The organism is Kribbella sp. NPDC003557, assembly GCF_040610805.1.
GTDB lineage: Bacteria > Actinomycetota > Actinomycetes > Propionibacteriales > Kribbellaceae > Kribbella.
On sequence record NZ_JBEXMY010000004.1, the window covers coordinates 56946 to 69490 of the forward strand.

13 protein-coding genes are annotated in these 12545 nt (G+C 69.5%); 7 read left to right on the forward strand and 6 right to left on the reverse strand.

Going from position 1 to position 12545, the window contains the following annotated elements; translation table 11 throughout:
- Window positions 1–87 precede the first annotated feature (87 nt).
- The 3 genes from ABZW60_RS16870 to ABZW60_RS16880 all read left to right on the forward strand — a co-directional run bounded on the left by ABZW60_RS16870 (window position 88) and on the right by ABZW60_RS16880 (window position 4495).
- On the forward strand, window positions 88–2838 hold the full coding sequence (locus tag ABZW60_RS16870) for an AAA family ATPase (protein WP_355477689.1): 2751 nt from the start codon (window positions 88–90) through the stop codon (window positions 2836–2838).
- Between the two features lie 80 nt (window positions 2839–2918).
- Window positions 2919–3710, forward strand: a complete 792-nt coding sequence (locus tag ABZW60_RS16875; protein ID WP_355477691.1) for an alpha/beta hydrolase — start codon at window positions 2919–2921, stop codon at window positions 3708–3710.
- A complete protein-coding gene (locus ABZW60_RS16880) occupies window positions 3707–4495 on the forward strand; it encodes an SDR family oxidoreductase (RefSeq protein ID WP_355477693.1) in 789 nt (262 codons plus the stop codon). Before ABZW60_RS16875 ends, ABZW60_RS16880 begins: the two co-directional genes overlap by 4 nt.
- A 19-nt stretch (window positions 4496–4514) precedes the next feature.
- On the opposite strand, the gene ABZW60_RS16885 is transcribed toward ABZW60_RS16880, so the two are convergent.
- From ABZW60_RS16885 to ABZW60_RS16900, 4 genes are read right to left on the reverse strand one after another with little or no spacing between them, the layout of a single operon-like run.
- Window positions 4515–4844 carry a DUF3140 domain-containing protein gene (locus tag ABZW60_RS16885; protein WP_355477695.1) on the reverse strand — a complete coding sequence of 110 codons (330 nt, stop codon included), beginning with the start codon at window positions 4842–4844 and terminating at the stop codon, window positions 4515–4517.
- Window positions 4844–5056: a DUF2945 domain-containing protein gene (locus ABZW60_RS16890; RefSeq protein WP_355477697.1), complete on the reverse strand. Its 213-nt coding sequence runs from the start codon at window positions 5054–5056 to the stop codon at window positions 4844–4846. Before ABZW60_RS16890 ends, ABZW60_RS16885 begins: the two co-directional genes overlap by 1 nt.
- Window positions 5057–5067: 11 nt before the next feature.
- Complete coding sequence (locus tag ABZW60_RS16895) at window positions 5068–5313, reverse strand: hypothetical protein (protein ID WP_355477699.1); 246 nt, start codon at window positions 5311–5313, stop codon at window positions 5068–5070.
- Window positions 5314–5363: 50 nt separating this feature from the next.
- On the reverse strand, window positions 5364–5831 hold the full coding sequence (locus tag ABZW60_RS16900; protein WP_355477701.1) for an SRPBCC family protein: 468 nt from the start codon (window positions 5829–5831) through the stop codon (window positions 5364–5366).
- A gap of 117 nt (window positions 5832–5948) precedes the next feature.
- Here ABZW60_RS16900 and ABZW60_RS16905 point away from each other — a divergent pair, with 117 nt between their 5' ends.
- Window positions 5949–6368 (forward strand): hypothetical protein, encoded by a 420-nt coding sequence (locus ABZW60_RS16905; RefSeq protein WP_355477702.1) that lies wholly within the window; start codon window positions 5949–5951, stop codon window positions 6366–6368.
- A gap of 15 nt (window positions 6369–6383) precedes the next feature.
- Here ABZW60_RS16905 and ABZW60_RS16910 read toward each other — a convergent pair whose 3' ends face one another.
- Window positions 6384–7043, reverse strand: coding sequence for a GAF and ANTAR domain-containing protein (locus tag ABZW60_RS16910; RefSeq protein ID WP_355477704.1), 660 nt, complete (start codon window positions 7041–7043; stop codon window positions 6384–6386).
- A gap of 400 nt (window positions 7044–7443) precedes the next feature.
- Here ABZW60_RS16910 and ABZW60_RS16915 point away from each other — a divergent pair, with 400 nt between their 5' ends.
- Both ABZW60_RS16915 and ABZW60_RS16920 read left to right on the forward strand, forming a co-directional pair.
- The gene (locus tag ABZW60_RS16915) at window positions 7444–8199 is read left to right on the forward strand and encodes a GAF and ANTAR domain-containing protein (protein ID WP_355477706.1); all 756 of its coding nucleotides are present in this window, start codon (window positions 7444–7446) and stop codon (window positions 8197–8199) included.
- Between the two features lie 263 nt (window positions 8200–8462).
- Window positions 8463–9188 carry a GAF and ANTAR domain-containing protein gene (locus ABZW60_RS16920; RefSeq protein WP_355477708.1) on the forward strand — a complete coding sequence of 242 codons (726 nt, stop codon included), beginning with the start codon at window positions 8463–8465 and terminating at the stop codon, window positions 9186–9188.
- A gap of 62 nt (window positions 9189–9250) precedes the next feature.
- On the opposite strand, the gene ABZW60_RS16925 is transcribed toward ABZW60_RS16920, so the two are convergent.
- On the reverse strand, window positions 9251–10027 hold the full coding sequence (locus ABZW60_RS16925) for a phytanoyl-CoA dioxygenase family protein (protein WP_355479042.1): 777 nt from the start codon (window positions 10025–10027) through the stop codon (window positions 9251–9253).
- A 138-nt stretch (window positions 10028–10165) separates the two neighbouring features.
- On the opposite strand from ABZW60_RS16925, the gene ABZW60_RS16930 reads away from it, so the two are divergent.
- On the forward strand, window positions 10166–12508 hold the full coding sequence (locus ABZW60_RS16930; protein ID WP_355479044.1) for an alpha-L-rhamnosidase C-terminal domain-containing protein: 2343 nt from the start codon (window positions 10166–10168) through the stop codon (window positions 12506–12508).
- Window positions 12509–12545 lie beyond the last annotated feature (37 nt).

Genomic DNA, 12545 nt, shown 5'->3' on the forward strand with positions numbered 1-12545 from the left:
CGGACCGCCGCGCGCTTGAGGACGATGACTCAATCGACGACTGCAGGCGGCTTGGACGGAAGGCACCCGGCAGCGCATGCTCTGTTCATGACGGTGACCGATGGTGGGCGGCTCTTCGGTCGCGACGAGGTACAGGACCGCCTGCGGCGCCGGCTCGACCAGGTGGACAGCGGCGGCTTCTCGATCGGTCTCACCGGCGAGCCCGGTGTCGGCAAGAGCGCGCTGCAGGCGTGGATCGCGACGTACGCGGAGAGCGCGGGCTTCACCGTACTGCGCGCCCGCGGCATCCAGTCGGAGTCGCAACTGCCGTACGCCGTACTGCACCAGGTGCTGGCGCCGGTGCTGCCGCGCATCTCCGCGATGCCGGCGCCTCAACGGCAGTCGCTGCTGGCCTGTTTCGGGCTGGTCGAGGCACCCGACGTCAACCCGTTCTTCACATCGCTCGCGGTCCTGGACCTGCTCGTCGAGTCGGCCGCCGACGCACCGGTCCTGGTCTGTCTCGACGACCTCCAGTGGATGGATCGCGCCTCGGTCGACACGCTGGCGTTCGTGGCGCGACGGATCGCCGCCGAGCGCGTGGTTCTGCTCAGTACGTCGGGATCCGAGTCGCCGCTGCTCGGCGACGATCGGACGACCGCCTGGATCCAGGTCGAGGGTCTGCCCGCGGACGCGGCGCACGATCTGCTGCGCTTCCGGGCGCCCGACCTGTCGACAGCGTTCCGTGACCGCGTCGTCGCGCAGGCCGCCGGCAACCCGCTCGCACTGATCGAGTTCGCGAGTACGCCGCCGGCCGGGGCGGACGACGAACTGCCCATGACCACGCGGCTCGAGCGCGCCTTCACCGCGCGCGCCGACGAGCTGGATCCGGTCGGCCGTGCGGTGGCGGATGTGGCCGCGTTGGACGACGGCGAGGAGGTCGACCAGGTCCTGGCCGCGGCGGCGATCGTCGCGGGCGAGGCTGTCGACCGGGACGCCGTACGGCGCGTGCTCGACGCCGGTCTCGTCACGCTGTCAGGGTCGAAGTACGCGATCGTCCATCCGCTGATCGGCTCGGCCCTTCGCCGGGCGATGACGCCCGACCGGCGTCGGCAGGTGCACTCCGCGCTGGCGACGATCCTGTCCGGCGTTCCGGACCGGGCCGTCTGGCATCGGGCCAGTTCGGTGTCCGGGCGGGACGAGGCCATGGCGGCGGAGCTCGAGCAGGCCGCGGGCGAGGCGCAACGTCGGGGAGCGTTCGCGACCGCTCTGTCCAGGCTCGAGCGAGCGGCAGCGCTCAGTCCCGACCCGCTGGACGAGGCCGGGCGGCTGATCAGCGCCGCCGAACTGGGGTATCAGCTCGGCCGGTTCGCCCAGGTCGAGCAGGTGACGTCCCGGGTCACCCGCAGCACGCTGCGCCCGCGGGACCGGTCGCGGCTCACCCGGTTGACCGGCGTCTTCCACGACGGCGCGACCAGCGAGCCGGGCGAGATCCTTCACCTGGTGCAACTGGCGCGACGAGCGTCCGGCGACGGCGACGCCGACCTGGCACTGCAACTGCTGTTCGGAGCCGCTCGCCGGGTCTGGTGGCGCGACCCGGGTGAGTCGGTACGGCGGGACATCGTCAGCGCGACACGCGAGGTCCCGGCGCCGTCCGGCGATCCCCGCGTACTGGCCGTGCTCGGCCTCGCCGACTCGCTCGAACTGAGCGCCTCGGTCATCCAGCAGCTGGACCGGACACCGCCGGAAGCCGGTGACCGCGCGGACGTCGCGGCGCTGCTCGGCATCGCGGCCTTCTGCGCCGGTGATTTCCTCCGGGCGGAGTCCTTCCTCTCGACCGCGGTCCAGGATCTGCGCGCGGACGGCCGGTTGAGCCTGCTCGCGGAGGCGCTCGCGATCCGCTCGTGGGCCGAGATCAACCTCGGCGTCTTCGACGCGGCCCGGTCGGCCGACGAGGGCATCCGGCTGGCGGACGAGACCGGCCAGCGGGTCTGGGCCGGTACGGCGCGGCTCGCGGCAGCCTTCGTCGACGCCGTCAGTGGACGCTGGGGCGCGTCGCCCGCGCTGCTCCTCCAGGCCGAACACACCGCGCTCCAGTTGCCGAACGCGAGCTCGTCCCTGCTGGCCGGCGCGCAGCTCGCCCGCGGCCTGGGGGAACTCGGCGCGGATCGACCCGGCCAGGCGTACGCAGAACTCCATCGGGTGTTCGTGCCGACCGACTCCGCCTACCAGCAGGTGCAGCAGCTCTGGACCATCAGCTACCTGGTCGAGGCCGCGACCCGCAGCGGCCGGCGTGACGAGGCGAGGAAAGCCGTCGACTTCCTCGAGGAGCAGGCACACGGCTCCTCGGCGATCGGCACCACGATCGCCTTCGAGTACTGCCGGGCCGTGCTGGCCGACGACACGGTCGCCGAAGACCAGTTTCGCCGGGCACTGGCAGGCGCCGCGCGCCCGTTCCCCTGGCACCAAGCCCGGCTACAACTCAGCTACGGCTCGTGGCTGCGCCGCCAACGACGGGTCACCGAGTCCCGGGATCCACTGCGTGCGGCCCGAACCGCCTTCGACGCACTCGGCACCAAGCCGTGGGCACTGCGAGCCGACCAGGAACTGCGAGCGACGGGCGAGCGCGGCTGGCACCCCACCGCCAGTGGACGCGAACAGCTGTCGCCACAGGAGGCCCAGATCGCTGAACTCGCAGCGCAAGGGCTGTCCAACCGGGAGATCGGCCAGCGGCTCTTCCTGTCGCACCGCACGATCGGCTCGCACCTCTACCGGCTGTTCCCCAAACTCGGGGTCACCAGCCGACAGCAGCTGGCCGGGGTACTGACGGACCGGCTGAAGGACGTGCAGTCATCCGACTGAAGCACACCGCGTCCCGGCCGTCATAGCGTCGCAGGTGCCGCGGTGCGCTCCAGCACCCGGCGGGGACGAGGGAGCCGACTGTGGGAACATCCGTGCTTTTCATCCACGGGCTGTGGCTGCACGCCACGTCGTGGGAACCGTGGCTGGCACGGTTCCGCGACGAAGGGTACGACGCGCAGGCGCCGGGCTGGCCGGGCGACGGCGAGACCGTCGAGGAGTCGCGCCGGACCCCGGAGGCGATCGCGGATCACGGGATCGACCAGGTGGTGGCGCACTTCGCCGGGATCATCGACGAGCTGCCCGAACCACCGATCCTGATCGGTCACTCGTTCGGTGGGATGATCGCCCAGAAGCTCCTCGGGCAGAACCGCGCCAAGGCGGCGATCGCCATCGACGCCGCTCAGATCAAGGGCGTCCTGCCCGTGCCGCTGTCGGCGCTGCGGGCGACGCTGCCGGTGTTCAAGAACCCGGCCAACAAGCACCGGGCCGTCTCGCTGACCGTCGAGCAGTTCAAGTTCGCCTTCGGGAACGCGGTCTCCGACGAGGAGTCGGCCCAGCTGCACAGCCGCTGGACCATTCCGGCTCCCGGCCGGCCCCTGTTCGAGGCGGCGAGCGCGAATTTCACCCCGCACTCCCCTGCCGAGGTCGACACCGCCAACCAGGACCGTGGCCCGCTCCTGCTGATCGCCAGCGGGAAGGACCACACGGTTCCCGAGTCGGTGACCCGGGCGACGCTGAAGCAGTACCGGCATTCCGATGCCGTCACGGAGCTGAAGACGTTCCCTGATCGGGGCCATTCACTGGTCATCGACGCCGGGTGGGGCGAAGTCGCGGAGACATGCCTCGCCTGGCTGCGGGGGCAGTCCCTGTGAAGCTCGGGCTGGACGGGAAGACCGCTGTGGTGACGGGCGCGAGCAAGGGCATCGGGCTCGCGGTGGCCCGGGCCCTTCGGGAGGAGGGTGCGTCCGTCGCTGCCGGGGCGCTCAACGGCAGCGACGAACTGGCCTCGCTGACGAAGGACGGTCAGGCCGTGGCGGTGCTCGGCGACCTCACCACGACGGCAGGCTGCCAGGCGCTCGTGGACGAAGCCGTCGACCGGTTCGGCGGCATCGATGTGCTCGTCAACAACGTGGGCGGGGTACGGCCGCGCACGCAGGGCTTCGAATCGGTCACGGACGCCGATTGGCAGTGGGCGCTCGAGGTCAACCTGCTCTCCGCCGTCCGCGCGACGAGGGCCGCGCTCCCCCATCTGATCCGTGCGGCGCCGTCGACGATCGTCACGATCTGCTCGGTCAACGCCTCGCTGCCCGACCCGGGCGTGATCGACTACAGCGCCGCGAAGGCCGCCCTCCGCAGCTTCTGCAAGTCTCTGTCCAAGGAACTCGGTCCCGCGGGCGTCCGCGTCAACACCGTCAGTCCGGGCCCGGTCGAGACGGCACTCTGGCTCGGTCCTGGCGGCGTAGCAGACACCCTGAGCCAGGCGCAGGGTGTAGACGCCCGAACGATCCGCGACGCGGCCGTAGCCGACACGCCGACACGCCGATTCACCCACCCGGACGAAGTAGCCCAGGTCGTCCTCCTGCTCGCCTCGTCCGCGGCCGGCAACATCACCGGCACCGACATACTGATCGACGGCGGCATGGTCACCACGATGTGAGCCAGGGGCCTACATCCGGCTACTTGGCTGGGTCGTGGCCCCAGTTCATGAGGGAGTAGCGCCAGTCGGTGTCGGTGACGTCGCCGGACGGGCGCTGCTTGCTGTGACGGTGCACGTAGCCGATGACCTTGCGCATGTGGGCGTAGTCGCTGTCGGTCAGGTCGTCCTTCTTGGTGTTCAGAAGCTCGATGATCCGGCGGCCGCTGCGGTGGCCGACGGATTCGGAGTCGCCGCCGGACTTCTGGCCCACGTCCTTCGACTCGTCCGTCCCGAGCCAGTCCTCCAGCTGCTTCGGCGTCATGTTCACGGCGTCGCGGAACTCGCGGCGGGTCGCGTCCTGGTCGGTCATCACGAGCTCCGGCGGCGCAGGGCCGATGGTTTGTGGACCGCCGTGCCGCCGGACTTCTCGCTGCGGACCAGGTACTGCGGCTCGTCCGGCGATGCGTCCACCGTGCGACCACCGGCTTCGGTGCGTTCGGTGATCTTGCGTTCCACGGTGCCGTACGCCGTACCGCCGTGGCTGTCCCACTCCACCGTGTCGCCCTTCCGGAAGTCACTCACGTCGTCTCTCCTTACCTGCGTGTCCTGCTGCGAGTCCTGAACACCAGCAGGGTCATCGTGATGATCAGCACGAAGGCGACCGCGGCGCCGACCACGACCCACGGCGTACCCGTGAAGTCGTTCGGATCCCCGTCCGCCGACCCCGGCGGGTTCGGCGCGGGCGTCGGCGACGCCGCCTCCGCCGCGCCGGCCGACAGGAGCAGCACCAACACCGGCGCGAGTACGGCGACAGCTGTCCGCGTGATCTTGCGGCACATCGATCCTCCTCGGCTCAGGTGTGGTCAGGCCCCGCGAGCGGGATGTAGCGCTAGTTCTTGCTGCCCGGATCGACGTTGCCGCGCCACGCACCGGTCTCCCGGCCGTCGCGGGTCTCGATGAATTCCTTGAAGCGCGCCATGTCGCCCTTGACCCGCCGGGACACGACGCCGGTCTTGTCGGCGACCGTTTCGGCCAGCCCGTCCGGGTCCATGTCCATCTGCGCGGTCACCCGCGTCTTGTCCTCGCCCAGCCGGTGGAACGTGATCACGCCGGCGTGTCGCGGACCGGAGTCCGACGTCCAGGCGACCCGCTCGTCCGGGTGCTGCTCGGTGATCGTGGCGTCGAACTCGCGCCGTACGCCGCCGATCGAGACGACCCAGCGGGTGTGGGTCGCGTCCAGCTGGCGGATCTCGTCGACGCCCTCCATGAAGCGTGGGAACGACTCGAACTGGGTCCACTGGTTGTACGCCGTGGTGACGTCCACGTCCACGTCCACCGATTCGGTCGTGTTGCTCATCAGGTCGTCCTCCTCGTCGGGTAGCGGCTGATGGTCACGCGGTGCCCATCCGCGGAAGCTGCAAACTTATGCACCATCGATGCGCAAGGACCGCTTCGTTCCGGGTACCGACCACGCATGAACGAACTTCCTGAGCGATTCGCCCGGCCGGCCGGCGTCGACCATGAGACCGTCGAGGCCGTCGGCGCGCTGACGCTGGCCATGGAGACCGTGATCCGGGCGCGCGGCGCGCTGTACGAGTTCCATCAACTGACCGGCAAAGCCGACAACGAACTCATCGAAGCGATTCGCCTGCTTCGCGGCGCCGGTCACGCGCACATCGCGGACGAACTCGAGAAGGAACTCGTCGGGCTCAACGTCAACGCCGGCCGATGGACCTTCCAGATCGTCGAGGACTACGAGCGGATCTACTACACGGCCTGGGACAGGCACCATCATCGGGTCGTCGACGACCTCGTCGACGGCCGTCCGCACCAACGCGAGGCCGAGATGAAGCAGGACCGAGCCACCCCCGGCGAGCCGAACCACGGCTTCTGAACCGCGACTGGGCGGTCAGGCGAGTTTGCCGGTGTCGATCAGTTGCTGGGCGACCTCGCGCAGGGTCAGTCTGGTGTCCACGGAGTCTTGTTTGAGGACCTCGAACGCGTCGTAGCCGTCCATACCCTCGCGCTCCATCAGGATGCCGGTCGCGCGTCCGACCAGCTCCCGGGCGTCCGCGGTCACGACCAGGCCGGCTTCGGGACGGGCGGCGGCGATCGCGATCGCCGCGTGGGTGCCGAGGATGTGCGCGAACGCGACATCGTCGTCGTCGAACCCGTCCCGGATGTCGCTGAACAGGCTCAGGATCACCAACGAATGCTCACCGACCAGCAGCGGCACGTGGACCAGGCTGCGGATGCCGGCCGCGAGTATCCGATCGGTCCACAGGTGCGACCAGCGCTGCTCGATCAGCACGTCCGGAACGAACTGCACCTCGTCCGTCGCGAGCGCACTGATCAGCGGCCCCTCACCGAGGTCGATCTGCACCTGGTAGAGCCCGGCCAGCTTCGCGTCGCTCAGCGCGACGATCTCGAGGCTTGCGCGCTCGCGGACCAGGACCACCGACGCGTACGTACAACCGGCCGCCTGGACGGCGAACCGGGCGACCGCATCGACGGCCGGCTCGACACACTCGACAAGACGCAGCCCGGCCGGCGGCCGATCCTCAGTCATCGCGTCACTCCGCATAGTGGCCACATGTCGTAACCAAGACGCACAGGGACCCTCGTGGCGAGAGTCCTGTTCGCGCACTATCGGTGCCCGCATCACAGCACCCCCAAACCGCTGACGCTGTCGAGATCTCTGGTTCGAGGTGTAATTCCCTGATTTCTGGGCACCGCTGCACCAACGCGGCGGTCCCGTGTCACGGGGGCCGGTTGCCGCGCGAACGGGGAACGGGGTGGACGCAGGGGCGTCGTACGAAGCGGGGGCGCCCCTGCTGCTCACCGCCGAGCGCCCGGACGACGCTCGAACCTCCGGGCACCTGCTGAAATCCTCGTGAATTGCCGCCGGCGCAGCCCGGACCTAGCTGCGCGCCTTGTGTGTACGGCGGCACAGGGAGGAGGTACAGGTCATGCCGGAGGAGACGAACAGTGGCCGGACGGGCCGGGGCCGGCCGTCGCCGCAGGACACCGGGACGATGGAGGGACAGGACCTGCTCGCCATCGAGCTAGGACACGTCGCACGTGCGCTGCAGGAGACGGACGACTCCGGGGATCTCCTGAACGAGATCGTCACAACGGCCGTGCACATGGTCCCCGGAGCTGAGCACGGATCCATCGCCGATGTCATCGCGCACCGGCGGATCCAGCACAAGGCGGCGTCCAGCGACCTGGCCCGTGGAGTCGACCTGCTGATGCAGGAGACCGGCCAGGGCCCCTGCCTCGATGCAGCCTGGGAGCACACGACCGTCCGGGTCGACGACACGTCGACGGAACAGCGCTGGCCGAGATTCGCGAAACTGGCGGCCGAAGCGGGAGTCCGCAGCATGCTGTCGATCCAGCTGTACGTGAAAGCGGACGACCTGGGCGCGCTCAACCTCTACAGCGGCCGAGCCGGTGCCTTCACCGACGAGTCCGAGCACGTCGGCCTTCTCGTCGCCGCCCACGCCGCGGTCGCCTATGCCGACGCCCAGCGCCAGGACCAGCTCGAACGGGCGATCGACACCCGCGACCTCATCGGCCGCGCCATCGGCATCACCATGGAGCGGTACCAGATTCCCGGCAATCGCGCGTTCGCCGTCCTGGCCAGGCTCAGCCAGCAATCCAACCGCAAGCTGCATGACCTCGCCGACGAACTGGTCCGGGCCACGGAGAAGCGCTACGGGTAGACCGGCGCGTGCTTACCGGCGAGTCAGCTGGGCACTGCTTGATCAGGCGGCACTGACGCCCGCGGGTGAACCTGTCGCCAGGTCGTGCACGTCGGGAACACGGCGTGCGCGACCGCCCCAGTTTTCGGCACAGCTTGACCTGCGCCGCCTCCACGGCGAAGGATGGAAGGGCTGTGCGGTGCGGTGCGTTCCAGGCGCTGCCCGTTACGGCTGGCTCAGACCGAGGGCCTGTGGATTCTTATGCCCCCGGAAGCGGTGCCACCGTGACGACTCACATCGAGCACGCGAGCAAGTTGGCCACCATCGTTCATCAGTTGCACGAGCTCGACGACGTCGAGGAAGTCGCCGCAGCCGCCGTCGAGGAAGGCGCGGCACTTCTCGGCTCCGGACACCTCAACCTGATGCTGAGCCGTCACCGGCGTCTCCAATCGGACTCAGCGTCCGACCACGCGCTGGCAACGGCCTGTGAGGCGCAGACAGATCTGGACCAAGGCCCTGCGATCGACGTTCTCCACGGGAGCGGCGCGGACTACTGCCCGGATCTGACACAGACCGGCCTCTGGCCGCTGTGGGCGCCGGTCGCCGCCGATCAGGGCTGGCGCAGCTGGCTGAGTATCGCCCTGGTCGCACGCGGCCGCCTGATCGGAGTCTTCAACTACGCGGACACCGACGCGGGAACCCTGAGCACCGACCAGAGCGACCTGCTCCGCGAACTGTCGGTCCACAGCGCGGTCGCGCTGGACTCGATCCAGACACGGGTCAACCTCGCGCGCGCCGTCGAGGCGAGATCCCACGTCGGCCAGGCGATCGGCGTCCTGATGGAGCGCTTCGGTATCACCGCCGACCAGGCGTTCGCGATCCTGCGTCGCTACTCCCAGGACCAGCAACGCAAACTCCACGACGTCGCCACCGAACTGCTCGACACCAACGAGCTTCCCGCCCCGTCCCCCACCAACCGCTCAGGCTGGACCGACCAACCACGACCCTGAACATCGGCCGGCGAGGCACCGGCCTTCGATGTGGATCGGAGGCCGGTGCAGTTCGGCGTGGGTCAGATGGGTAGCGGCTCGTAGTTGGCGCCGAACGGGGCGTCCGGCCTGGCGAACTCTCCCATCAGGGCCCGTCGCAGCGGTGTGGTGCGTTCGAGGAACTCGGGGTCGTTACTGAGGCGGTCGGCCGCGCGGACCCACGGCGGGCTGTAGACGTAGTGCGTGGTGAAGCGGTCGTAGTCGCCGTCGTGGCGGAAGGTCCGGTGCCAGACACCGTTGTGGAAGACCAGGGCGGCGCCCGCCTCGGCGCACACGACGTGGCCGATCGCGATGTCGCCCTTGGTCTTGCGGATCGAGTCAGGCAGGCCGACCCGCGAGCGGTGACTGCCGGGAATCAGCTCCATGTTGCCCGTACCGGGCACCGTCTGGTCGGTCAGCAGGTACGACACGCGCAACTGCAGCAACGGGACCGGGTAGCCCAGGTCCTTGAAGTCGAAGGCTGACGATCCGTCCTGGTGCCACCCGCCGTTCCCCGCGTGCGCCGGCTGCATGGTGTTCCAGCCGGCCTGCAGGACGAACCGGTCGCCGAGCAGACCCTGCACCTTCGGCAGCACGTCGGGGTGGTCGATGAGCCGCTCGAGCACCGGCTCGCTCTCGTAGGTCCGGCCGATCTGCCCGAACTCGCGGTCGCGGCTCTGGTGCAGACGCTGTGACACGTCGTAGGCCTCGGCGGCCTCGTCCTTGGTCAGGACGTCGGGAATCAGGAAGTAGCCCCACGACTCGAAGATGAAGCGGTCGGTCTCGGTCAGCTGACCTTTGCCGACGACAGGATCGAGCATCACTCTGCCCTCTTCTTCATGGTGTTGGACGTTCTCGGATCGGGTATGACGGCCCACCCCGGAGGCAATTCTGACGCCAGTCGTGTACCGATAAACATCCCAAAACATCGATTTCCCGCAGAATGGACACCTGTGACGATGCCCGAGCACACCGACGTTCAGCAGCTCCAACTCGAGGACGACCCGTTCGCGGGAGACTGGCCCGCCCGCTGGATCGTGGCGGCGGGGAGCGGCGACGTGGCCGGCTTCCGGCTGCGGGTCGAGTGCGCGGAGGCGGCCGAGGTCGTCGTCCACGTGTCCGCGGACGAGCGGTACGAACTATGGCTCGACGGCGACCTCGTCGGCCGCGGACCGTCACGTGGCGAGGTCGGGCACTGGGCGTTCGAGAGCTACCGGCTGCGGCTGTCCGCCGGCGGGCACTGGCTCGCGGCCCGCGTGTGGAGTCTCGGCGACGACGCTCCCCTGGCCCAGCTGAGTCTCGGCGACGGCCCGACCTTCCTCCTCGCCGCCGAGGCTGTCCGCGGCGAGCTACCCGAGCTCGGCACCGGTACGGCGACCTGGCGAGCGGCCGCACTGCCTGGCCACGGCCGCCGACCGAAAGGCGACGGGTACGGGTGCGGCGCCAGGCATGTCAGTGACGGCCGTGCGTATCCGTGGGGTTGGCAGACCGGTGCGGACAACCTCGCCTGGTCCACAGCCGAGACCGGACGTGAGGCGGCGCGGTTGCTGGTGCCGTCCAGCCTGCCCGCACCGGCGCAGCGCTGGGCCGAGGGCGCCCGGATCCGCCTGGTCGCGGAGCATCCCGCGGGCGAGCCGACGCACGATCGCGTCGTCGATCCGGCGGACAACCTCGACGGCGAGGCCCGCGACTGGCAACGGCTCCTCGACGGTACGGCGCTGGTGCTGCCGCCCCGGACGTGCCGGCGCGTGCTCATCGACCTCGACCAGTACGTCTGTGCGTACCCCGTGCTCGACCTCGCCGGCGGACGTGACGCCGCAGTGCGGGTGCACTGGCAGGAGTCCCTCTACGAGACCGAGCCCGGAGCAGGCAAGGGCCATCGCGATGTCGTCGCGGGCAAGCTGTTCGGCCGGCCCGGGCTCGAGGCAGACGGTATCGGTGACCTCTTCATCGCCGGCGGCGGTCACGAGCAGCACAGCACGCTGTGGTGGCAATCCGGCCGGTACGTCGAGGTCCTCGTCACCACCGCGGCCGAACCGCTCACGATCACCGGCCTGCGATTCCGCGAGACCCACTATCCGTACGAGGACCGCAGCCACTTCACCGCCAGTGACCCGCGCCTGGCGCAGGTCGGCGTACTCGCGTTCCGGACGCTGCAGGCCTGCAGTCACGAGACGACCATGGACTGCCCCTACTACGAGCAGCTTCAGTACGCCGGCGACACCCGGCTGCAATGCCTGATCGCCTATGCCACCACCGGCGACGACGCCCTCGCCCGGCAGGCACTGCGCGCGTTCGCTCACAGCCAGGGTGACGACGGGTTGGTCAAGTCCCGGACACCGTCCCGGCAGTCGTCGCCGATCCCGCCGTTCACGCTGTGGTGGGTCGCGATGGTGCACGACTTCGCGCTGTGGCGCGGCGACCTGGCGTTCGTCACCGAGTTGATGCCCGCTGTCCGTGCGGCCGTCGAAGCTCACCTCCGGACGGTCGACGACCGCGGGATCTTCCACGCCCTGCACGGCTGGAACTTCACGGACTGGGTGCCGGGCTGGGACGCCGGCACTCCGCCCGGGATCGTCCAGGACGGGGAACAACACCCTGACTGGCCGGGCCCCGGGCGCGGTGTGTCGGCAGTGCTGCAACTGCAGCTGGCACTGGTGGCGCGACAGGTCGCCGACCTGGAGTCCTGGGTCGGCGAGTCCGACGCCTCCGCCCGGTACTCACAGCTGACCGACCAGCTCCTCGAGGCCGCCGACGAGACCTTCTACGACACCGATCGCAGGCTGTACGCCGACGACCTCGACCACACCGCCTTCAGCGAACACGCGCAAGCCCTGGCCCTGCTCGCGGGGGCGAAGTACGGCGACACGGCTGTCCGGACCATGCTCCAGGAACCACCCGAGGCGCTGGCGCGAACCACTGTGTACTTCGACCACTACCTGTTCGAGGCGCTGCATTCGATCGGGCGGACCGACGTGCTGCTCGCCCGGCTCGAGCTCTGGTTCGGGCTGCTGGAGCAGGGCCTGCGCACAGTGATCGAACACCCCGAACCGACCCGCAGCGACTGCCACGCGTGGGGCGCACATCCGCTGTACCACTATGTCGCGACGCTGCTCGGTGTCCGGCCGACAGCCCCGGGCATGGCGTCCGTGACAGTCGCTCCGCAACTCGGCGGCCTCGAGTGGGCCCAGGCTTCCGTACCGACCCCGCACGGCCCGCTGGAGGTCAGAGCCGAGACCGGCAGACCAGCCGATGTCAGCGCCCCGCCAGAGATCACCGTGACGATCGCACCGACACGCTGATATCTCAGCTCCAGGTGATCCCGGTCGCGGCTGATGT